1 protein-coding gene is annotated in these 25,604 nt (G+C 68.0%); it reads right to left on the bottom strand.

Features of this window, described 5'->3' with window-relative positions; translation table 11 throughout:
- Positions 1-2: 2 nt before the first annotated feature.
- The gene (locus HAV22_RS15580) at positions 3-25,409 is read right to left on the bottom strand and encodes a hypothetical protein (RefSeq protein WP_166860094.1); all 25,407 of its coding nucleotides are present in this window, start codon (positions 25,407-25,409) and stop codon (positions 3-5) included.
- Between the last annotated feature and the right edge of the window lie 195 nt (positions 25,410-25,604).

The following is a 25,604-nucleotide window of genomic DNA, read 5'->3' as shown; positions in this document are numbered from 1 at the left end:
CCTTATTTCATCGGGACAAACATCAAGGTTTGCAAATACGCCCTGTTATCTTCAAGGATTTTCCAGGTGCTTTTTACTTGCAAAGCGCCTTTGGGTCCATTTAGCACACTCGGCTTCCAAGCGCGATTGGCAGGACCAACCGACTGCCCTTCTTCTAGTAGGTGATTGATAATAATATTATTATTCTCGGGAGTATTGGGCAGGCCTACCTTATCCAATTCTCGCGCCATGGCCGTTGAACGGTCATAGTTATGCTGCATCGATTTGAGCTGATCAAGTCGATCAATATTTGCGGGATTAGCGTCGAAAACCTTTCGGCTATTTTGCTTCAAGTCCTGCAATGCTCGAAGTTCCTTGCTCACGTCTGCGACACCACCACGCGCATAAATGGAAACCTTATCGATGGGGACAATAGCATTACCACTCACTGCAGCTTGAATACGCTTTCCTGTGGACGGTGCCACAAATTCTTCGAGCTTGAATGCCCCGGCTGCGCTGTCTAGCGCCTTCGCCCCCGTCACCACCGGCGTCGTAGTATATGCCCCCGGCTTCGCCGCGCCAAGGTCGACCACCGCCTCGATCTGGCCGTTCGGCAGATACCCGCCCGGCAGCCACTGCGAGTTCGCACCGGCCTCGGTGCCGCGCGGCATGCGCACGTTCAAGTCGCGCGGGTGCGGGATGTCGACCCGGACCATCGGATTGGTTTGCAGCGTACCGGACGGCAGTCCGAGTGCTTCCTCGAACTTCGCCGCGTCGCCGCCGGCATCGGCCAGCAGTTTGTCGGCCTGCGCCTTCGGCATCACGAACGCGGTACCGTCGCGTTGCGCCGGGCCGTATTTCGCCAGGTTCGATTCCGTCATGAAGCGCGACGCGCCCGCATCGAATTCGGCCACGTGGGCCTCGATGGCCGGTTTCGGGATGTAGGTGTCGACCGGAGGACGAGCGGCCTTCGGCACGGCGTACACGTCGGCATAGATATCCGCCACAGGCTTCGTGAAGACCGATTCCAGGCCGGTGTTGCTGGCGTGGCTGGCGAATTCGTCGAACATCACGACGCGTTCTTCGTTGGCCGCGACCGTGAACGGCCCTTTCACCGATTCCGCGAACGAGACGGGCGTCGGGGACACGGCAGGCACGGCGCTGTTCTCCAGGCGCAGCGGCGCGCCCGCTGCCGGGATCTCGGCGCCCGTCGCCGCATCGAACGTCAGGCTCGGGACTTCCGGCTTGGTGGCCAGTTGCCTGAAGGCGCCCGTCCCTTGCGCGGATTCCGCTTGCGTACGCAGGGTGAACGCGCCCAGTTCGTTCTGGACCAGGGTGCCGCGCGACACGAGGTTATCGGCGACCTTCCAGTTGTCGAGCGCCAGGCCCGGATTGCGCCAGCTGAACGTCAGGTCCGCCACGCCGGCGCGCACGTCCGCCAGGGTGGCACGCAGGAGGCTGCCGGCGGTGCTGGCCACCTTGATGCCATCGTAGACGCCGGTCACCGTCAGCACGGTATCGATGGTCTGGACCGTCGCATCCTTCGCGGCGAGCAAACGCTCGCTGTTCTTGTCGGTGGTGGCGACCGTCGTCAGGTTGTTGACGAAGCGCGTGCCGTAGCCTTTTGCCCAATCGACGGCGCTTCCCAGCCCGTCTCCCGGATGGCTGAAGAAGTTGCTGACGCTATTGGCGATGGCTTCCCCGGCCTTGGCGACGTTCTGATGGCTTTCGCGCGTGAAGTCGAAGTAGTTGCCTGCCGTCGGGCCGAGCTTCTCGTACAGTATTTCGCCGGTCAGGTTTTTCCCCAGGGTGTACAACCCGCTGACCATGGTCGCGGCCGATTCGGTCACACCCAGCACCGTGCCCGCCTGAGTCGTGGCATAGGCCTTCACGAATTCGGATCCCTCGGCCTTTTTGTCGAGCCGCGCTTTTGCATCGCGCATCATGTCCGTGGCCATGCTCCGGCCCGTTTCCTTGTCGGAGATGGCCGTGGCCAATCGGTCGACGACCGGTGCGATCATCACCTCGGTGCTCGCCACAGCCACGTCGGTCAGGTCGTTGATCGTACCGACGGCCTTGTCGCGCCCCTTCCTGACGACGGCCACGAGCTGGTCGGCGTTGTCCTTGCCGATGACACTATTGAGCTCCGAGCGGACTTCCCTGCGCACATAGGTGTAGGCGGCGCCGGCGCGGTCGGCCAGTGCATCCGTGTACGACTCGACCGTGGACGTCGCCGAGTTCCACAAGCTGCCGAGGTACGAGGTTTCCTGGGGCGCGGCGCGCTGCGCGGCCGCGGCTGGCGCCTGGGTCTGGCGCTGGGCCGCTGCCTGTTGCGCTTCGGCGTCGCGCGCAGCCTGAGCGCGGGCTGCTTCCGCGAGCGCCGCCTTGGCGGCAGCGGCACGGCGCGCCGCGATGGCCGCCTGCGTGCGCTGGGTGTCGATGCGGCTTTCGATGGACACATCCCTGCGTGCCAACGATTCGTAGCCGTCGAGCTCATCGTCGCTCAGCGTCGACAGGTCGGCCGTGTACGTCTGGCCCGGCTTGGTGATCCAGCGGTTCGCTTTCTTGTCGTACTGGACCTGGCCATCGCGGATCAGGAAGCCCATGACGGCCATCGCGCGGTCCGGATCGATGTGGGCGGCAATGGCAAGCAGGCCCTCGCCTTTCTTGGCCTTGTAGGTGGTCGTCTGGGCGGCTGCTTCCTGAGCGGCATCGTCCGGCGCGGGTTCGGCCGCGGCCGCCGGCGCGCTCGTGGCGGCCGGGTCGTTCGCTGCCTGCGCTGCCGGGTCGGCGACGCCCCATGGATAGAGCACGCTCTTGCGCTGCGCCACGTCCTCGGCGAAGGTCGTGGCGGACGAACGCTGGGCTGCCTGTTGTGCGGCGGCCTGCTCGGCGCGGGCCGTGACTTCCTTCTGGAGCGCCTTCCACCGGCCCTCCTCCACCGTCGCGCTGTACGCCTGCGAGGCCGCCCCGGAACCGATCATGCCGGCGACGTTCATGTCGCGCCCGGCCCAGTTGGCCACGGTCTGCGCCACGCCCGAGCCGATGGCACCGGCGATCGTGTTCAGGATCACGTCGCGCGACATTTGCACCGTCGGCAACGTCCGCTCGATCACGTTGCCTTGGGGATCCTTGCCGAACTCGTCGGCCGTCGTCTGACTCAAGTCCATCGGATCGACGCCCAGCTTCGCCATTGCCGTCGGCAGGTACTCGCCCACGGCGGTACCGACGCTGCCGCCGATGAAGCCGGCGACCATGTCGTGCCTGTTCATCGCGGCTGTGCCGGCGCCGATCAGGCCTTGTTCAAGGACTTTCGTCAAACCGGTCGAATTCTGCTGACTGAAGTAGCTGTTCGCCACGCCGACGAAGCCACCCGCCAGCACGTTCTCCTTGCGGATGGCCGCGGCGCCCGCGCCCACCAGACCGTCGGCGAAGACCTTCTCGACCGAGCCCAGCTTCAGGTCCTTGATCTTCTGCGTGCCCGCTGCAACGAAGGCTTCCGCACCCACCGAGCGCCAGTCGACCTTGCCCTTCATGATCAGCTGCCCGGTGATGCTCTTCGCGCCGGCCGTGATGCCTTTCTCGATCATGCCGCCGGCATACTCGGTGCCCTTGAACAGGTCGGCGATTTCGCCGGAGACCGCCGCGCTGACGCCCACCGCGGCGACCTGGCGCCAGCTGAACGAATCCTGCTGCTTGAACGCGATCGCCACCCCTTGCGAGGCGATATTGCCGGCCGCCGCGTTGAGGCTCTGCGACAGGATCGGCGAATTCGGCACGCTGAATGCGCCGATCGAACCGACGCCGGCCGTGACCATCGAGCCCACCGCGCTCAGCGCCACGCCCTTCCAGTTGATCTTGTCCTGCAGCCCCACGCCGACGGCGAAGGCCTGGCTCGCAAGCGAGCCGACGGCACCACCGATCGCGACGGCGGCCATGCCCGCCGCGGTGAAGCCCGCGCTGCCGCCCAGCACCGCCATGCCCATGCCCATGGTCGTCGTGGCCGTGCCGGTCGCAGCGCCGAGCAGGCCGGCAGCCGCGCCCGCGGTGTAGATCGTCACGACGATCGCGATGACGACCACCAGGATCATCAGCAGGCCGGAACAGCCCTTCTTCTTCGGCGGCGGCGGCGATTTCAGGTTCGGCAGCTTGCTGCCGATGATCTCGTTTTCGTTATAGGTCTTGTGCGCCGACTCGTCGATGTCGCCGGACGCCGTCTTCGCCGGCACCGACAGGACCTGGCCGGCCTTCAGCTTTTCCGTGCCCGTCAGGCCGTTGGCGCCGGCCAGCATGTACCACAGGCTCGGGGTGCCGTAGACCGAATTCGAAATGCTCTGCAGCGTCTCGCCATCGGCATTGACGGTGTACGACGTCATGCCGCCGGACGGGAAGTCCTTGCTGTAATGCTGGAACAGCGCATAGTTCTCGCTGTCGATCTGCGTGTACGCGCCGCCGTCGATCTTCGTGCCAGTCTCCGCCACCGGATTACCCATCGCATACAGGTAGTCGATGCGGTCGCGCGCCGAACCCTTGCCGCTGTCGTGGTACTTGGCCAGGATCTGGTTCGTGTTGTCGTAGACGTAGTACGACACTTCCTCGCGGTCCATGCCGTCGCCCTTGCCCTGGTTGAGCGCGACGAGCTTGTCGTTGCTGTTGTACGAGAAGGTGGCGTTGCCGCTGGCGTCGCCGAAGGCACGGATGCCGGCCTCGCGTCCGTCCGCGTGGTAGTCGTAGACGTAGTAATAGGTCTTGTTCGACTTGCCGAACGTGCGCATGGTCGTCTTGCTGACCCGGCCCGCCGCGTCGTACTGCTGCGTCACTTCCTGCACTTCCAGGTCGCTGCCCGGCTTGTGCGTCTCGGTGCGCGTGAAGGTGTTCGCGGACGCGTTGTCGAACTGCTTGGTGATCTTGCTCGTCACCAGGCCGTCCGTCACCTCCTGGAAGAAGGTGTTGTTGCCCACCGCGTCGTATTCCCAGGTCAGGACGAGGTGCTGGGCGCCGTTCACCACCGTGACCGCGCTCAGCGGACGGTTCTGGCTGTCGTAGGTATAGGTGGTGACGCCGTCGCCGGCCGTGTAGGTGGCGCGGTTGCCCGCCGCGTCGAACGTGTACGACCCGGTGATGGTGCCGTTCGGCCCGCCGTCGCGCAGCGTCTTGACGCGCCCCGCTTCGTCGAATTCGGTGTAGTGGTCGACGGTCGTGCCGCCGCCAAAGCCCTGCACCCGGATCTGGTTGCCGGCATCGTCGTAGGTGATCGTTTCCTGCAGGCCCGTGACCGCGTCGGACCAATGCGTCATGCGGCCCATGTCGTCGTACACATAGGTCAGGTCGCGGTCGTGCGAACGGCCTTCGAAATCGACCGCGCCGACGGTGCGTTCCGACACTTTGCGGCCGAGGATGTCGTAGCCGTACGTGGTCGTCACGCCCGTGCCGAAGTCGCGCACTTCGACCAGGTGGCCGGCGTCGTCGTAGGCGCGGCGGATGTTGCGCGTGCCCGTCGCCGGCCCGGTGCCGCCACCGCCGCCACCGCCACCACCGTCGTCGTCGCCGCCGACGTCGACCAACATCGGGCTGACCATCGACCGGTTCTGCACGGTGGCGCCGCCGAAGTAGCCCGTGTTGGCGCCGGCGCCGCTGGTCTCCGTCACCTGGCGGCCGTAGTCGTCGTAGGTGTAGTCGACGACGCTGCCGCCGGCGTCGATGCTGCTCGCCAGGTGGGCGTAGCCGCCATAGATGCTCGTGTTGGTCGCGCCATCGCCCTTCGTCTCGACGATCATGTTGCCGAAGACGTCGTAGGCGCGGCGCGTCGTGACGGCGCGTTCGGTGCCGTTGACCGTGCGCCATTCGGTGACGCTGTCGACGCGGCCCTGGCTGTCGTAGGTCATCTCGCGGCGATGGCCCTGGGCGTTGCCGACGTCGTGCTGGGCAATGCGGTTGCCGCGCACGTCGTACTCGAAGGCCGTGGTGCCCTGGCGCAGCACGCGACCCAGCGAATCGTACTCGATCGGCATGCGGACGCCGTTGCCGTCGACGATGGCGCTGACGCGGCCGAAGCCGTCGCGTTCGTACGTCGTGATCCGGCCCGTCGCGTCGATGGCCTGGACCTGGTTCCCGGCCGGGTCGAAGCGGCTGTAGCTGGTGAAGTTGCGTTCGTCCGTCACGCTGACCTTGTGGCCCAGCGCATCGTAGCCGTAGGCCTTGTGCTTGCCCAGGGTGTTGATGGTGCCGACGAGGTTGCCGTTCAGGTCGTACTGGTTGTACGACGTCTTGCCGGCCGCGTCGGTCTGGGTCAACACGTGGCCCAGGAAGTCGTAGCTGGTGCGGGTGAGCGCCTGGCGCGCCACGCTCTCGCCCTGCACGACGAACGCGGCGTCGTAGTGCGCGATCTCGCGGTTGAGCAGGTCGTACTGCGCGTAGGACGTCAGAGCCTTGGCATTGCCCTTCTTGCCATAGGTGTCCGTGCGCACGGCATTGCCGGCCGCGTCGACGCCGTACTCGCGCCACACGCCGTCTTCCCCGGACGTTGCGATCTTCGCGTTGAGCGCGTTGTAGCGCGTCTCGACGAAGTAGCCGGCGCTGGTCGACGTCGCGTTGACCGACCCGCCTTCCAGGCCCGTCTCCGCCGACGCGAGCTGCATGCCCGCCAGGAAGTCGTCGTTGCTCAACTGGCCGATGTAGACGCCGGCCGTCAGCTTGGTGCCGTTGATCGAACCGCCGTCTTCGCGTGCCACGACGGTGTACGAGCGGCCATCCGCCGCGCCGCTGATGTCGCTGTGCGCCTGGTTCCAGTCGACGATCACTTCGCGGCCCTGGGCGTCCAGGTACCACAGCTTGTAGTCGTACGCGGTCGCGGTCGGAATCTCCTCCATGTCGTAGCGGTACTTGCCGCCACCGAGGTCCGTCATCACCTTGTCGTGGTCGAAGGCGATGCCGTCGCCGCTGCCGCTGGCGCGCCACGACAGGTGCAGGCCGCCCGTGGCCTGTGCCGCTTCGGCGTCGGGCAGCGTGGTGTCGAAGCGCAGGTTATAGCCCTTCTTCTCGTAGGCCCCGACATCCTTGCCGTCGACGATCTTCGGTACCCAGACCTGCCACACGCTCGACGTGGTGACGGTCTCGTTGGGCGACGCGGAGCGGTCGGCGTAGTACACCTGCACGGCACCGGTCGGGTTGCCTTGCGTGTGGATCAGCACGCGGCCGTCGACGCGCTCGCTGGCCGCGGGCTGGCCCTGGACGATCACCAGCTGCGTCGGCGCGCCCGGCGGCGCATCCCAGCCGGATGCCTGGAACGTGCTGGCCTTGCCGGCGGTGCCGGCCGGAGTATAGACGATGTGGTCGAGCAGCGTTTCCTTGCCGTCCGCATCGACACCCGTGATCTCGATCTCGTACGCGGCACCGACGGCGAGCGGCGACTGGTCGCCCAGCACCATGCGGCCGTCGGCCGCGCCGGTGGCGGCGAAGCCGCTCGAGCTGCCGGCCGGGCGCCAGCGGGCGGTGATCAACGAATAGCTGCCGTGCGCCGGGGTCGCGTCGACGGCGAGCGCCAGCGACACGCCGCCGGGGACGACGCTTTCGGTCACGGCAGTTGAGCTGCCGGCGTAGTCGGTCGCAGCCTGGAACGACTTCTCGCCGCTCTCGAACACCGTGCCCGCGGCATCCTTCCATTGCACCTTGAAGCTGTACTTGCCCGGATCGCTGCCGATCGGCAGCAACGCCTGGTAGTAGCCGTCGGCGCCGGCCGTCATCGCGACCGATGCGTTGACGGCGCCCGTCAGGCCATAGGCCATCGTGGGTGCCACGGGCGCGGCGGCGAACTTGACGCGCACGAGCATCTTGTCCGGCGACGGACGGCTGACCTGCACATCGTCCACCGACGGCGGCATGACCACTTTCTGCTCGGCCGTGTAGACCGCGTTGCCCGCCACGTCGCGCGTGACGACGCGGTAGAAGATGGCGGTGCCGGCGGCCGGGCGCGGCACGTTCGCCGAGCCCGAGGTCGAGCCGAGCGCATTCGTCGCGGCGGCACGGTTGGCGTAGTCGGACGGGGACGCGTGCGAGGCGGTATCCCACACCACGTACGAGGTCGTGCCCGCGCTGACGTTGTACGACACGGTGAGTTGCTGGCCCACCGTCACGCTCAGCTGCGTGGCCGGGGCGGCCTGGTTGCTCATCTCGCCCGTGAAGCTGAAGATGGTATTGCCGGCCGCGTCGAAGAACTGGCGCGTGCCGCTGCCGTCGGCCTGGATCGCGCGCACGGTGCGTCCGGCCGCGTCGAATTCTGCCTGGACCACATAGCCCGCCTCGTCCTGCGTGCGGGTGCGGTTGCCGGCGGCGTCGTACTGGTAGCGCTTGCCGACCGCGCCGCCCAGCGCGACCGTGAAGTCGGTGTCGGTGATGCTCGTGATCGACACGCCCGTCACGGCATCGTCCTGGCCCACCAGCTGGCCACGGTCGTCATACGTGAAGATGCTGCCCTGGTCGGCGGCGGACGGCGTCGCCAGCGCGTACAGGCCGGCATACGTGAACGCATTGCCGCCGGCCAGCGCGGCACGGTCGACCGGACGCGCGAAGCGCACCGTGGCCAGGGTACGTCCCTGGTCGTCGAAGCGGGTGAGCGTCAGGATGCCGGCCGCATCGACGGTGCCGATGCGGCGGTTGCGCGCATCGTACAGGGCGTATTCCACCTGCTCGGACGACGTGCCGGCCGCCTTGATGGTCTGGGTGATGTTGCCTGCCTTGTCGTGGACGTAGCGGGTGACCACGCTTTGCAGCGTGGCGGCGTGGCTGTCCTGGTCGACGACGACGACGGCCGGCGCACGCACCTCGACGAGGCGGTTCGCGAGGTCGTAGACATAGCTGGTGACCGCGACGTCGCCCGCCGGCGCTGCCGGCGCCTGGCCGCGCACGACCGTCGCCATGTCCAGCGCCTGCGCATACGCGCGCTTCTCCGTCATGTTGCCGCTGCCGTCGTACGTGAACTGCGTCAGGTAGCCGGCCGGGTCGATCTGCGCGACCAGGCGGTTCATGCTGTCGTAGTAGCCCAGCGTGCGGCCGCCGTTGATGCCGATCGACTCGCTGACGTTGCCGTAGGCGTCGTAGTAGAGCTTTTCTTCCGGCGTGACGAGGCCGCTGCTCGTCGCGGGGGCTCCCGTGCCCTTGTCCAGCGTGGTGAGGGTCACCTGCGGGTAGACCTTGCGCGTCACCTTGCCGTTCAGGTCGTACTCGAAGCCGTAGTCGCGCACCACGCCGGCCGGGGCGTCGGGACGCGCCGCCGGATCGTGCGCGGAAGCGTCCAGGCGCGTCATGTACAGGCGCTCGCCGACCTTCTGGCCGAACGCGTCGTACGTGTACTCGTGCAGCACGTTGTCGCCGTCGAGCTGGGCTTCCATGTGGCCGCCCGCGTCATACCAGCTGGTCGTCACGAAGCCGTCGGCGTCCGTGCTCTGCACCAGGTTGCCGACGCCGTCGTACTGGTACGAGACGCTCGCGCCCCGCACCTGCGTGCCGCCGTCGATCGTGTACTGGGCCGTGCTGGCCAGCTGCATGCTGCTCCGGCGGTTCGCCTTGTCGTAGGTGTAGCGCAGTTCGCCCTTGGCGCCCGTCTCGCGCACCACGTTGCCGTGATTGTCGTACGCATAGGTGTTGGTGAGTGCGCCGTTGCCGTCCCTGACCTCGACCAGGCGGCCGCTGTCGTCGAACGTGCTGCGGATGGCGCGCCCTTCCCCGTCGCGCGTTTCGAGGACGTTGTTCAGGTCGTCGTAACGGGTCGTCGTCGTGATCGCCAGGCCGCTCGGATCGAACACACTGCCCACGCGGCGGTTGTCGCGGTCGTAGCTGTGCGTCGTCACGCGGGCCGCGGCGGCGCCCTGCGGCAGCACCTGCAGCTCGACCAGGTTGCCGAGGAGGTCGTACTGCATGACGCTCTGCGCGCCGTCCACGCCTTTCTGGCTGACGAGGCGGTTGGCGGCGTCGTAGCCGGCGGACGCGGTGCGCTCGGCCCCCGGCTCGCCCACGTGCGTCGTTTCGCGCACACGGTTGCCGGCAGCGTCGTACACGAACTCGCTGCGCGCGCCGTCGGCGGCCGTGATCCAGCTCTGGCGGCCAAGCTTGTCGTAGCCCGCGACGACCACGCGGTCGTGCAGCGGGTCGGCGTCCATGACCGGGGCGTGATCGAGATCGACGGAGCCGCTGTAGACGGCGGCGTACTGGTGGCTGGTGGCCAGGTTGCCCGTCAGGTCGTACGCATAGGTGGTCAGGTGGCCCATCCCGTCGAGCAGCGCGACGAGGCGGTTCGCGTCGTCGTACCAGCTCGTGGCGACGTTGCCGTTGGCGTCGCGGCGCGTGCGCGCGTTGCCCACGGCGTCGTAGGTGTACTCGGTGCGGTTGCCTTCGCCATCGGTTTCGGACAGGACGTTGCCGTTCGCATCGACCGTGCGCGTCACGCCATGCTCGTCGCCCGCGTCGCCCGTGACGTTCGCGATCTCGTCGCCGAACGCGTCGTAGCGCATGGTGTGCTTGACGCCGCCCACGGTGGCACTCAGCACGCGGCCGTTCGGGTCGTACGTGTACGTCGTCACCAGCGCCGGGCCGTAGCGGTTCTCGCGCGTCACGCGGCTCGGCTTGTTACCCTGGCCGGCGTTGTACTCGTAGCACACGACGGCGCCCTCGGCCGACGTGGTGGTCGTCACACGGTCGTGCAGGTCGTACGTCGTCGTGCTCGTGCGCTCCAGCGGGGTGCCGGCGGCCGTCGTGACGGCCGTGCGGTTGCCGCGCGCATCGTAATGGTTCACCGTGACCATCCCGGCGGCGTCGGTCGTGCTGGCGATGCGGCCCAGGCGGTCGTAGCTGGCCGACATCGACGCCGGATGCGCGAGCGCGGCCTGCGCGGCGTCGTAACCCGCGTCGCCCGGCGCGCGCAGATAGGCGCCCGTCGTCGTGGCCGTCGCTTCGCCGAACACGTTGTAGGTTGCGGTGGACGTGTAGCCCAGCGCATCGGTCGTCGCGATCCGGCGATCCATTGCGTCGTACGTGTTCACCGTCGTGCGCGCGTCGGTGCCGTCGGCCGCCGACACGGTGCTGCTGGCCACGAGGCCGCACACGTCGATCACGTTGGTGGTGAGCTTGCCCTCCGGCGTCAGGGTGCTCAGCACCCGTCCCATCTTGTCGAAGGTCTGCGTCGTCACGCGCCCGAGCGCGTCGCGCACGGCCGTGCGGTTGCCCGCGTAGTCGAGCGTGAATTCGGTGCCGCCGCCCATCGGATCGGTGACCTTGACGAGGCGGTTTTCCAGGTCGTAGCCGTACGCGGTCGTGCGCACTTCGCCGCCGCCCGTCTCCGTCGATGCGATCAGGTTGCCGGCGCCGTCGTAGGCATAGGTCGTCACGAGGCCGCTGGCGTCGGTGCTCGACGTGGCATTGCCCATCGCGTCATAGGTCAAGCGCTGGTCGCGCGCGCCGTTCGCCGCATCGAACTCGCGGATCAGCGTGCGGTTGCCCAGCGTGTCGTACTGGTACGCGCTGTACAGCCCCGCGCTGGCCAACGTGCCGTCCGGGCAGTCGGCCAGGTTGGCCTGCATCGTCAGGCGGTGCTTGTCGTCGTAGGCGTACAGGGTCGTCTGTTCTTCGCCCGGGATACCGGCCGCAACCGTCTTGCGCAGCATGTCGCCGCTGGCGCCATAGGTGTACTGCGTGACGACGCCGAGTGCGTTCGTCTGGCTCAGCACGCGTCCCATGCCGTCGTAGACCGACGACGTGGTGCGCGCGTCCGGCGTGCCCGCGCCGTCGACGACGCCGGTCTCGTTGCCGACAGCGTCGTAGGTGTGGAGCTTGAGCTTGCCGCCGGCATCCGTCTCCCACGTCACGCGGCCGAGCAGGTCGTACTGCATGTGCGTGCTGCGCTGGACGTTCGTGCCGACGTAGTCGACGCGCTCGACGAGCATGCCCTGCTCGTCGTAGTGGTACGCATGCACGGCGCCGTTCGGGTCCGTGGACGTGACCATGCGGCCCATGCCGTCGTACGCATAGGTCCCGACGGCGGCCGTATCGCCGGCGACCGGCTGCGGCAGGCCGGCGGCCGGCACCGGCACGCGGCTGGTCCAGGCGGCCGTTTGCACGACGTTGCCCGCCGCATCGTAGGCGGTCGTGACGAGGTAGCCTTCGGCATTGCGGGTGGCGACGTTGCGGTCCAGGGCGTCGTAATAGTAGCGGGTCGTCTGCACCGTGCCCGCGTGGTCGAGCTGGTGGTGCGTCTCGAGGACGTTGCCGACGGCGTCGTTGACGAAGTCGGTCCGGTAGCCCCCGTCGATGACGGCCACCACGCGGTTGCCGGCGTCGTACACCGTCACCGTCGTGTTGCCGGCGAACGTGGCGCTGGTGCCGACGGTTTCGCTGACGCGCTGGCCGTCCGCGTCGTAGGTCCAGCTCGTGGTGACGCCGGCGTCGTCCGTCTGGGCGATCCGCCGGTTGTCCGCGTCGTAGACGTACGTGATGCCGTTGTTGTCGCCCGGTGCATCCTTGCGGACCAGATTGCCGACGAGGTCGTAGGCGTACGTCGTGTCGTAGCCCAGCGCATCCGTTTCGCGCACGAGGCGGTTGGCCGGGTCGTATTCGAAGCGCGTGACATAGCCCAGCGCATCGGTGTGCGCCAGCAGGTTGTGGTTCGCATCGTAGCTGTAACGCTGGACGCCGCCGAGGGCGTCCGTCTCGCTCAGCTTGTAGTTGCTGGCGTCGTAGGTCCAGCGCGTGATGGCCTGGCGCGCCGTCCCGGCCGCCGTTACCTGGCTCGTCTTGTTGCCGACCGCATCGTAGCCGAACGTGGTGGCCACGCCGTCGGGTCCGACCTGGGCCAGCAGGCGGCGCTCGCCGTCGTAGGTAAACGTGGTGGTGAAGCCGCCCGTATCGGTACGCGACACGACGTTGCCGACTGCGTCATAGGCCATCGAGGCGACCTGGCCGAGGGCGTCGGTCTTGGCGACGTTGCGGCCCAGCGCGTCGTAGGCGTAGCGGGTGGTGCGGCCGTTGGCGTCCGTCGTTGCGATCACCTGCCCCAGCACGTCGTACTGCGTGGCGTCGGTATGGCCCAGCGCGTCGGTGGTGGCGACCAGGCGGTTCAGGCTGTCGTACCGGTACGTCGTGGTGTTCCCGTTGGCGTCCGTGTGCGTGACGCGGTTGCCCGCGGCATCGTAGGTGAACCGCGATACCGCGCCCAGCGCATCGGTGGACGCAATGACCCTGTCGTCGGCGTCGTACGTCGTGGTGGTCGCGTGGCCCAGCGCGTCGCGCTGCACGGTGCGGTTGCCGTCGCGGTCGTATTCGTACGTCGTCGTGCCCTGGCCGGGTGCCTGTTGCGATACCAGCTGGTTGGCCGCGTTGTACGTGAAGCGGGTGACGACGCCGCGCCCGTCCGTGACGGACAGGACGTTGCCGGCGTTGTCGCGCTCGAACACGCTCGTGTTGCCGGTCGCGTCGGTCTGGCTCACGACCTGGTTTGCACGGTCGTAGGCGACCAGCACGCGGTGGCCGTTGGCGTCCGTCGTCGCGATGCGGTTGCCCGCGTTGTCGTAGTCGTAGCGGGTGACGTTGCCGAGGCTGTCGGTCTGGGTCACCAACTGGTTCGCGGCGTCGAAGCCGAAGCGGGTCGTGAATCCGGCCTGGTCGGTGCTGGCGATGCGGTTGCCCACTTCGTCGTAGGCCTGGCGCTGCACGCCGCCGAGCGCATCGGTCTGCGCGACGAGGCGGTTTTCCGCGTCGTACGCATAGGTCGTCAGGTGGCCCGCCGCGTCGCGGACGCTCGTGCGGTTGCCGAGCGCATCGTACTCGTAGCGCGTGACGCCGCCCTGCGCGTCCGTCTCCGTCAGCAGGCGTCCGAGCGCATCGTAGGCATACGTGGTGGCGTTGCCGTTCGGGTCCACCATGCCGACGCGGCGGCCCAGCGCATCGTACTCGTAGCGCGTGACGGCGCCCGTCGGGTCGGTACTGGCCAGCAGCCGGTTGTTGGCGTCGTACGTGTACGTGGTCGTGGCGCCGTTGCGTGTCGTGCTGCTCAGGCGGTTGCCGACGGCGTCGTTGACATAGGTTTCGGCATGGCCGAGCGCGTCGATGGTGGCCACGAGGTGGCTGTTGCCGTCGTACGCGTACGACACGGTGCCGGCCGGGCCGCGGTACGTGGTGGTCGTATTGCCGAGGCCGTCGAAGCGCTGGCCACCCTGCCCGCCCAGCGCGTCGCGGCTGGTCGTCGTGCGGCGCAGGAAATCGACGACATAGGTCGTCGCGTTGCCGTTCGGGTCCGTCACGGACGTGCGGTTGCCGGCGTGGTCGTAGCCGAACGTCGTCGTGCGGCCCAGCGCGTCGGTCGAGCTGACCATGCGGCGCGCCGCATCGTAGACGGCCCGCGTCACATGGCCGCGCGCATCGGTCGTGGCGACGAGGTCGCCGCGCGGGTCGTAGGCGTAGTGCGTCGCGTTGCCCAGCGCATCGACGTGCTCGACGAGCTGGTTGTCCGCGTCGTACACGGACTGGCGCACGTGGCCGAGCGCGTCCGTCACCGCCACTTCGTTGCCGTTGGCATCGTAGGCATGGGCGGTCACGCCGCCGAGGGCGTCCGTGCTGCTGGCCAGGCGGCCCAGCAGGTCGTGCACATAGCGCGTGACGTTGCCCAGCACGTCGGTGGTGCTCGTGCGGGCGCCCGTTTCGTCATAGGTGTAGCGCGTCACGCCGCCCATCGGGTCGGTCTGCGCAATGAGCTGGTGCTTGGCGTCGTACGCAAACGTGACGGCATGGCCGTTGGCGTCCGTCATGCGGGTGCGGTTGCCGTGGGCGTCGTACTCGTACCGGGTGACGCCGCTTTGCGGATCCGTCTCGCTCAGCATGCGGCCGGCGCGGTCCCACGTGTAGGTGTGCACCTTGCCGTTCGCGTCGGTGCGGCTCAGGTGGTTGCCGAACGCATCGTCGACGTAGACGTTGCCGGCGGTGCCGTCGACGCCCTCGTCGGAGACGACCCGGCGCAGCGCGTCATACGTCACACGGCTCGCGACGACGCCTTCGCCATTGATCTCGGCCACGCGGTCGCCCAGCGCGTTGACCACGTAGCGCGTCGTGTTGCCGAGCGGGTCCACGGATGCCACGAGGCGGTTGACGGCGTCGTACTGGCGGGTGCTGGTCTGGCCCAGCGCATCCGTCGTCGCGACCAGGTTGCCCGTGCCGTCGTAGCGGTACTGCTCCAGCGCGCCCAGCGGGCTGGTACGGCTGGCCAGGCGGTCGGCCGCGTCGTAGGTGAATTGCGTCGTGTTGCCACGCGCATCCGTCTGCGCCGTGCGGTTGCCCACCGCGTCGTACGCAAAGCGCTGGACCGCGCCCAGCGCGTCGGTGCTCGCCACCATGCGGTTGCCCGCATCGTACGCGTATTGCGTGAGCGCGCCGCGCGCGTCGCGCATGGCGATCCGGTTGCCGGCCGCGTCCAGGGTGTAGGTCGTCACGTAGCCGAGCGCGTCGGTCTGCGCCGTCATGCGGTTGGCGCCGTCGTAGGTCATCTGCGTGACGTTGCCGTTTTCGTCGATCCGGCGAATGGCATTGCCGGCCGCGTCGTACACGGTGCGCACGACGCCGCCCTCGCCGTCCGTGCGGCTGGTCTGGCGGTTCAAGGCATCGTAGGTGTAGCGCGTGACCTGGTCGTGCGCGGCATCGGCCGGGCTGCCGGGGACGTTGGCGAAACGCGTCTGGCGCACCAGGTTGCCGTTGCCGTCGTAGTCACTGGCCGTCAGGTAGCCGAGGGCATCGACCGTGCCCGTGAGGCGGTTGCCCGCGTCGTACGTGAACGCGGTGCGATTGCCCAGCGCATCGATGGTCGCGGTGCGGTTGCCAACCGCGTCGTACTCGTACGCGGTGACGGCGCCGGCGGCGTCGGTGCTGCTGGCCAGGCGGTACAGTTCGTCGTAGGCGTAGGTGGTGGCGTGGCCGTTCGCGTCGATCAGGCGCGTGCGGTGGCCCAGCATGTCGTATTCGAAACTGGTCACCTGGCCCAGACCGTCCGTCTGCCAGATGGCGCGGCCGAGCGCGTCGTAACCGGTGGCGCTGGCATGGCCGTTGCGGTCGACCGTGCCGATGCGGTTACCGACTGCATCGTAGGTGTAGCGGTCCGTGGCGCCGAGCGGGTCGGTCATCGCGACCATCCGGTTCGCGGCATCGAACGTGTAGCGCGTCGTGTTCCCGTTACGGTCGGTCGAGGCGATGCGGTTGCCGACGGCATCGAACGCCGAGCGCTCGGTGTGGCCGAGGGCGTCCGTGCCGGCGACCTTGCGGTTCAGCGCGTCGAACGCGGACGTCGTGACGTTCCCGTTCGGATCCGTCGACGACACCAGGTTGCCCACGGCATCGTAGGCATGCACGGTGACGCCGCCCAGGGCGTCGATGCGGGTCACCATGCGGTCGGCGGCGTCGTATTCCATGCGGGTGACGTTGCCGTTCTTGTCGGTCGCGGCGACGCGGTTGCCCACCGCGTCATAGGTCACCGTCTCGACGAGGCCCAGCGCATCGGTGCTGGCCACCTGGCGGTTGGCCGCGTCGTAGGCGAACGTGCTCGTGTGGCCGTTGCGGTCGGTGGCAGACGTGCGGTTGCCGACGGCGTCGTAGCCGTACGATTCCGTGCCGCCCAGCGCGTCGGTGGAACCGAGCAGGCGGTTCGCGGCATCGAAGCGGTACGTCGTGGTGCGGCCGTAGGCGTCGGTCTGCGCCAGCTGGTTGCCCACGGCGTCGAACGTGAACGTGGTGACCGCGCCGAGCGCGTCGGTGCTGCCGACCAGGCGGTTCAGGGCATCGTAGGTCATGCGCGTGACGGCACCGTTGGCGTCCGTCAGCGCGACCTTGTTGCCCAGCGCATCCAGGGTGAACGCGGTGACGCCGCCCAGCGCGTCGGTGACGCCGACGAGGCGGTTCGCGGCATCGTACGCCATGCGCGTGACGCCGCCGTTGGCGTCCGTCACGGCGACCTGGTTGCCGTTGGCGTCGTAATCGTAGGCCGTGCGGTTGCCGAGCGCGTCGACGGTGGCGGCCAGGCGATCGGCCGCATCGTACTGGCTGGCCGTGGTGCGGCCGGCCGCGTCGGTCACGGCGATCTGGTTGCCCTTCAGGTCATACGCGTAGCGCGTTTCGTGGCCGAGCGCATCCGCGCTGGCGACCAGGCGGCCGTCGGCGTCGTAGCGCATCGTGCTGCGGTGCCCGTTGGCGTCGGTCGACGCCACGCGGCGTCCGGCGGCGTCGTACTCGTACGCGGTGGTGGCGCCCAGCGCGTCGGTCTGGCTCACGAGGCGGCCCGCCGCGTCGTAGGCGGACCGGCTCGTGTGGCCGTTGGCGTCCGTCGTGCTGTCCTGCCGGCCCAGCGCATCGTACGTGACGGTGGTCGTGTGGCCCAGCGCGTCGGTCGTGGCGACGACACGGTTCAGCGCGTCGTAGGCATAGTGCGTGGCGTTGCCGTTGGCGTCGACGGCCTCGATGCGGTTGCCCACGGCGTCGTACGCGCTCGTGGTCACGCCGCCCAGCGCGTCACGCTGGCCGACCAGGCGGTTGACGGCGTCGAACGTGAAGCTGGTCACGCCGCCGTTGGCATCGGTCAGGCCCGTGCGGTTGCCCACCGCGTCGTAGGCGTAGGACGTGGTATGGCCCAGCGCGTCGACACGCGCGACGACACGGTTGACCGCATCGTACGACGCCCGCGACACGTTGCCGTTGCGGTCGAGCGTGGCGACCACGTTGCCGACGGCATCCAGCGTATAGGTTTCCGCATGGCCGAGCGCGTCGACCTTGGCGACGAGGCGGTCGGCCGCATCGAACACGGAGCGCGTCGTGTGGCCGTTCGCATCGGTGACGCTTGTCTGCTTGCCTGTGCCGTCGTAGCCGTACTGCGTCAGGCCGCCCAGCGGGTCGCGCGCGCTGACCATGCGGTTGGCGGCGTCGAATGCGTACACGGTCGCGTTGCCCGTCGCGTCGACCATGCCGGTGCGGTTGCCGGCGGCGTCGTAGCTGTAGGCGGTGACGTTGCCCAGCGGGTCCGTCTGGCTCAGCAGGCGGTTGACGGCGTCGAAGCGCGACGTCCAGATCTGGCCGTTGGCGTCGGTCCTGGTGGTGCGGTTGCCCGCCGCGTCGTAAGCGTACGACGTCCGGTTGCCCAGCGCATCGGTCTCCGACGCGAGGCGGTTGACGGCGTCGTAGGCAAACGCGGTGGCATGGCCGTTCGCATCGGTACGCAGCACCTGGTTGCCGACGGCATCGTAGGCGTAGGCGGTACGCGCGCCGAGCGCATCGATCTGCTCGACGAGGCGGTCGGCGGCATCGAAGTTCGATTGCGTGGCGTGGCCGTCGGCGTCCGTCACGCGGACGCGGTTGCCCACGCCGTCGTAGGCGTACGCCGTCGTCTGGCCCAGCGCATCCGTCTGCGCCAGCAGGCGGCTGGCGGCGTCGTAGGCGAACAGCGTCGTGTTCCCGTTGCGGTCCGTCAGCGCGGTGCGGTTGCCGAGTGCGTCGTAGGCGAAATGCTCGACCTGGCCGAGCCCATCGGCCAGCGTGACCAGGCGGTTGTCGGCGTCGTACGTCGAGTGCGTCGTGTGGCCGTTGGCGTCGGTCGTCGTCAGGCGGTTGCCGACGGCGTCGTACTCGAAGCTCGTCACGTTGCCCAGCGCGTCGATGCTGGTCGTCACGCGGTTCAGGGCGTCGAACACGGTGCGGGTCAGGTTGCCGTTCGGGTCCGTCGTGCCGACGCGGTTGCCCACGTGGTCGTACGCATACGACGTCACCTGGCCCAGCGCGTCGGTACGGGAAACGAGGCGGTTGGCGCCGTCGAACGCGTACGTCGTGCGGTGGCCGTTGCCGTCGACGTCGGCGATGAGGTTGCCGGCCGCGTCATAGCTGTGCGCGACGACGGCGCCCAGTGCATCCGTCGTGGCGACGAGGCGGTTCGCGGCATCGTAGGCGAAGCGCGTCACGGCGCCATTGGCATTCGTGGCGGTCACGCGGTTGCCGACGCCGTCGTAGGCGTACGACGTGACGGCGCCGAGGGCATCGGTTTCCGTCACGAGGCGGCGCGCCGCATCGTAGGACGAGCGCTTCGTGTGGCCGTTCGCATCCGTCACGGCCAGGCGGTTGCCCACCGCGTCGTATTCGTACGAGGTGACGAAGCCGAGCGGATCGGTCTGGCTCGTCAGGCGGTTGACGGCGTCGTACACGTAGCTGGTGGCGTTGCCGTTGGCGTCCACGCTGCCGATCCGGTTGCCGACCGCGTCGTACGACTGAGTGCTCGTGAAGCCCATCGCGTCGACCTTCGACACGGCGCGGTTCAGCGCGTCGAAGCCGATCCGCGTCTCGCCGCCGTTGGCATCCGTGATGCCGACCTGGTTGCCGACCGCGTCGTACTGGTAGGCCGTGACGCCGCCGAGGGCGTCGACGCTGGCGACCAGGCGGTCGTCGGCGTCATAGGTCAGCGTCGTGCGGTTGCCGTTCGCGTCGACCTGGGCCGTTCGGTTGCCGACGGCGTCGTATTCCGTCACCGTCGTGTTGCCGAGCGCATCCGTCTGGCGCACGAGACGGTTGGCCGCGTCATAGCCGAGCTGCGTCGTATTGCCGTTCGGGTCGGTGCGCGTCACGCGGTTGCCCACGGCATCGTAGCCGTAGCGCGTGACTGCGCCCGTCGCGTCGGTCGTGGCGACGACGCGGTTGTTGGCGTCGTAAGTCTTAGTGCTAACGTGGCCGTTGGCGTCGGTCACGCTCACCTGGTTGCCGACGGCGTCGTAGGCGTAGGCCGTGACGTTACCCAGCGCATCGGTGACGCTGGCCAGGTGGTTGTCCGCATCGTAGCGGTACGTGGAGACGTTGCCGAGCTTGTCGGTGAGGGTCGCGCGGTTGCCGGCGGCGTCGTACGTGACGACGTCGCTGTTGCCCAGCGCATCCGTCTCGCGCACGAGCTGGTCGTCGGCGTCGTACGCATAGGTCGTCACGTGGCCGTTGGCGTCGCGCAGCGCGATGCGGTTGCCGACCAGGTCGTAGGTGTACGTCGTCACGCCGCCCAGCGCGTCCGTCTTCGTGAGCAGGCGCTGGCGGGCGTCGTAGCTCATGCGCGTCGCGTGGCCGTTAGCGTCCGTCTCCTGCAGGCGGTTGCCGACGGCGTCGTAGACATAGCTCGTGGTGCCGCCCAGCGGGTCGGTCTGCGCCACGAGGCGGTTCAGCGCATCGTAGGTGTACGTGGTGCGGTGGCCGTTGCCGTCGACCTGCGCGATGCGGTTGCCGACGGCGTCGTAGCTGTAGCTCGTGGTGTTGCCGAGCGGGTCGACCTGGCTGAGGAGGCGGTTTTCCGCGTCGTAGGCGTAGGTCGTGCGGTGGCCGTTGGCATCCACCATGGCGGTGCGGTTGCCCGCCGGGTCGTATTCGTACGTGGTGACGGCGCCCGAGGGGGCGACCTGGGCGACGAGGCGCTTGCCGGCGTCGTAGCGGTACTGCGTGATGTGACCAAGTGCGTCGGTCAGGCTCGTGCGCTGGCCGGCGTAGTCGTAGGTCATCGTCGAGCGGTTGCCGCGCGCGTCGACCTGCGCGATCTGGCGCCCGGCGGCGTCGTATTCGGCGGCCAGCACGTGGCCGTTCGGATCGACCTGCGCGAGGCGGCGGCCCATGCCGTCGTACGTGTACCGGGTGGTCGCGCCGAGACCGTCGGTGGTCGACACGATGCGGTTGGCGCCGTCGTAAGCATACGCGACGGCGTGGCCGTTGGCGTCGACCTTGCCGATGCGGTTGCCGTTGTTGTCGTACGAATAGCTGGTGACGGCGCCCAGGGGATCCGTCTGACCGATGACGCGGTTCAGCGCGTCGTAGCGGTACGTCGTCGTGTTGCCGAGCGCGTCGGACAGGCCGATGCGGTTGTTGTTGCTGTCGTACGCGTAGCCCGTCACGCCGCCCAGCGCGTCGATCTGCTGGACGAGGCGGTTGTCGCGGTCGTAGACGAACTGGGTGACGTGGCCGTTGGCGTCCGTCACGCTCGTGCGGTTGCCGTTGCCGTCGTAGGTGTAGCGCGTGACGTTGCCCAGCGCGTCGGTCATCTCGACCATGCGGTTGTCGGCATCGTAGCGGTAGCGGCGCACGTGGCCGTCCGGATCGGTGACGGCGACCGCGTTGCCGTTTTCGTCGTACTGGTAGCTGGTCCGCAGCGCGAGGCCGGCCGGGTCCACGACTTCCTCGATGCGCCGGCCCACGCCGTCGTAGCGGTAGGCGGTCGTCTGGCCGTCGACGCCGTTGGCGCCCTGGGTGACGGTGAGCGTACGGCCGGCATCGTCGTAGGTGTAGGCGGTTGAGAGGCGCAGGCCGTTCGGGTCGACAAGCGTGCGCGTGACTTGCCCGCGCAGGTCGTACGTGGTCGTGGTGACGGTGCCGTTCGCGTCGGTCTCGCTGACCTGCTGGCCTTTGGCGTCGTAAGTGTAGCTGGTGGTCAGCTTCAGCTTCGCGGTATCCACCGTCCGGCTCAGGCGGCGATTGACGGCATCGTAGGTGGTGCTGGTGGTGACGCCGTTCGCGTCGGTGCTGGCGATGAGGCGCTCGGCGCGGTCGAACGCCTGGGTGCTGATGACGCCGTTGGCATCGGTGATGCCGACCAGGTTGCCGCTCTGGTCGTACGCGTAATGGGTGCTGTTGCCGTTGCCGTCCTGGACGGTGAACTTCTGCCCGTGGCGGTTGTTGACGGTGCTGGTGACGATGCCTTCCGGCGTCGTCACGACGATGCTGCGGGCCTGGTCGTCGTAGGCGTAACGGGTCGTGTTGCCGCGCGCATCCGTTTGCGTCAGCACGCGGTCGAAGGCGTCGTAGCTGGTGGTGCGCGTGTAGTCCAGCGGGTCGACCGTCGACACGGTGCGCCCGTCGTGGTCGTAGCGCGTGCGCGTGATGTTGCCGCGCGCGTCGATGGTGGTGATGGCACGTCCGAACGCGTCGTATTCGGTGCCCGTGCGGCGGTTGACCGCGCCCACGTCTTCGACGACGGCCGTGCGCTTGCCGCGGTGGTCGTAGGTGTACTGCACCACTTCGCCGACAGCGGCGCTGATCGGGCGGCGCTCGGTGCGCAGGTCGCCGAACGCGTCATAACTGTAGGTGGTGGCCTTGCCCAGGCCGTCGATCAAGCGCGCGAGCTGGCCGCGCAGATTGTATTCGCGCACCACGTGCGTGTCGTTGGCGCTGGCCGCGGCGGCCAGCTTCGCGAGCAGCGCGCCGTTCATGCCGCCCGTCAGGCCCGTCGTGTCGATACGGGTGGCGTAGACGATCGATTCGACCTCTTCGCCGAAGGCGTTGTAGCTGACGCCGCGCACTTCGCCCAGCGCGTCGACCGTGTGGGTGGCGCGGCCCTGGTTGTCGTAGAAGTACAGCGTGGCGGCGCCCAGCGCGTCGATGCTGCGCGTCATGCGGCCGGCCGCATCGTACTCGTAGCGGGTCGCGTACTGGGCCCAGATGGCGGCATCCTGCGTGGCGTTGCCCGTCAGGAGGGCGGCACCCCGGCCGGACAGCGACGCGATGCGGCGGCCCTGGTAGTCGACCTTGAACAGGTTCTGGCGCTGCTCCGACGTGCCGGCGGCCGCCGTCGACGAGGTCTCCTTGCTGACGTTGTTGTAGACGACCGCCGTGACGGTGCCATAGACGTCGGTGGTCGACAGCTGCTGGTTGATGCCGTCGTAGGTGAAGCTGCGCGACTGGTCGGCGCCCGACACCGCCGGACGGATCGACGCCAAGGTGGTGCCCGCGGTGACGGCGCCGGCCCGGTTGGCGTAGCGCCGCTCGCCGATCTTATTGCCTGCCAGGTCGTAGGAGGCGGTCGTCAGAAAGCCTTCGCCGTCCACCGAGCCCGTCTGGCGGCCCTCGGCGTCGAAGAACTGGTAGACGTGGATGTCGTCGCCCGACGTGGCCGGTTTCAGGTCGGCCATGCTGCCCGACGCGCGCAGCGCGGCCGGCGTGGCGGTGGCATAGCGCACCGTCTCCGTCAGGTGGCGCGCGGCGTCGTACTTGTTCTCGGTCAGGTAGCCTTCCGCGTCGAGCGTGCCGATGCGCAGCTTGTCCGCGTCGTAGAAGTGGCGCACGTGGCGGTCGGCCGCGCTCGACGTCACGCTGATGGCGGCCGGGGTCAGCTTGGCCGGCAAGGTGGAACGGTCGACCGGGGTGGCGTAGCTCACCACGTCGGTGAGGCGGTCGGCCGCATCGAAGAACTGCTGGGTGACGGAGCCCGTTTCGTCGATCGTGAAGATCAGCCGGTTGTCCTTGTCGAGCACGTAGTCGACCTTGCGGTCGGCGCTGCTGGCGGCCGGACGCAGGCGGTCGATGTCGAGCGGCTGCGGGTCGCTGGCATTGTTGCCGAGCAGGGCGCGGTCCACGAGGGTGGCGTAACGCACGACGCGCACGACGTTGCCGGCGCCGTCGAAGATGCTCTCGGTGAGCGCCCCCATGCCGTCGACGATGCCGACGCGGCGTCCGGCCGCGTCGTACACGTAGCGGGTTCGCACGCCGGTCGGGTCCTGCGTGCAGATGAGGCGGCCGTCGGCGTCGTGGAACACGCGCGACGTGCCGAGCACCGTCTTGCTGGGGTCGCTCTCGATGACGGCCGCCAGGTCGCCGCTGCGGTCGTACGTGGAGGTCGAGACGAGTCCGTTGGCCTGGATGCTGATCGTCCGGTTGCCGGCATCGTCGTACTGGTTCAGCACCTGGTCGCCGTTGGCGTTCGTGAACGCCAGCAGCCGATCCAGGCCGTCGTACGTGTACGAGCTGACGAGCGCGCCCGGACCGGGCGGCACGCGCGGGTCGAGACTCTTGACGAGGCGACCCGTGCGGTCGTAGAAGAAGCGGGTCACCGACTCGGTGCCGTCGGCGATGCCGTTGCCGTTCGCATCGACACGGGTGTACGTGGTGCTCGTGGCAAGCTGGCTGCGGAAGTCGTAGGTGTAGTCGGCGCGCTCGGTCCGGCTGCGGTCCTGGCCGGCGGCCCACGCGGCCATCGTCGCTTCCGTCAGCGCGGTGCCTTCGGCGAGACCGTCGACCGGATACTCGGCACCCACGTACGAAATCTCGCTGGTCTTCTCGCCGAAGCCGTCATAGCGCTGTTCGGTCACCCTGCCCTCCGGGCTGACCTTGAAACGCAGGTGGTTGCGGCTGTCGTAGACGTAGCGCGTCACGAGCGGCGCGACGCCGTCGCCCATGCGCACCGACTCCGTCAGCACGTGGTTGGCCGCATTGAACGTGCGCGCGACGACGTGGCCCATCGCGTCCTGCTGGAGCACCTGGTTGCCGTTCGCGTCGTACTGCATGGTGACCGCATTGCCATTGCCATCGGTAATGCTCAGCACGTTGCCGTTGGCGTCGTACGCATACGACGTGGCGATGCGCACGCCGCTCACCGCCGGGCTCAGCACCTGCGTCAGCCGGTCCGCGCCGTCATAGAAGAAGCTCGTGACGTAGCCGAGCGGATCGGTCATGTCGGTACGGCGCGCGGCCAGGTCGTAGTTCAGGCGCGTCACGCGGCCCTGGCCGTCGGTGACGCTGGCCACGCGGTAGTTGATGTCGACCTTGACGTAGGTGAACGTGAGCGACGTGCCGTCGGCCTGGACCATCTTGGTCACGCGGTCGCTGTTGCCGTCGTAGGTATAGGTCGTCGTGTAGCAGTTGCCGTCGGCGATGCTGTTGTCTTCCGGGCTCAGGTCGACCGTCATGCTGGTCAGGCGGTGCGAATTGTCGTACGTGTAGTGCATACGCGTATTCGTCACGCCCTGGCTGACGGTGCGCACGGCGAGCAGGTCGTGGTCGTTCGAATAATCGAAGTACATGACGTCGCCGGACGCCATCACCACGCTTGCAAGCACCTTGCCGTTGATGTAGTTGTAGGTGGTGGTGTTGCCGTCCGCATCGGTGGCCGACAGCATCACGCCGGAGTTGTTGTACACCTCGCGCGCCTGGGTGACGCCGTCGACCCACGTCCATGTGGGGGTGCCGCCCGGGTTGTAGACGATCGTGTCGTAGGCGCCGGCGCCGTCGTTGCCGACGTACAGGCCCCGGTTGACGTCATAGAAGTAGACGCTGGTGCTGCCGTCGCCTTCGGTCCGCGTGATGGAAGCGCCGCCGGTGTTCAGATTGCCGGTGTGCTTCACCGTCTTCTGGATGCCCATGCGGAAGTTGTCGTCGTTGCCGTCGCCGGCCGCGCCGAAACGGTCCGTATAGACGCCCTGGCTGTTATAGGTTCGGAACAGTGCGGTATTGATGCCGCGCGACGCGAGGAAATCGTCGCGGTGCTGCATCATCAGGTTACCGTTGGCAGCGTTGATGTAGACGAGGTCGCCGTTACGCCCCGATGCGGGATTGCCGATCTGGCCGTTCTGCGTGCCGAGGACATCGAGGGAACTGCTGAGAAGACCAAGGCTCTTGCCGCTGACGATCGCTACCATAGTGTGTGTCCCGTGACTATTGTTGATGTGCGCGAGGAAGTAATTTCCAGGGGTAAATTCCCCCATACAAACAATTTATCCACGGGAAAATCGGATTGTTTAGCGCGGCGGGGAAAATATTTTGCAAATACGGCGCGGCAGGCAGCGGCGGCCGGCCGCGTCACCGAATTAGCGCGAACACAGCCGACGAAAAAA

The organism is Telluria antibiotica (assembly GCF_011682055.1).
GTDB classification, from domain to species: domain Bacteria; phylum Pseudomonadota; class Gammaproteobacteria; order Burkholderiales; family Burkholderiaceae_D; genus Telluria; species Telluria antibiotica.
This window is presented reverse-complemented; position numbering and strand designations above follow the sequence as displayed.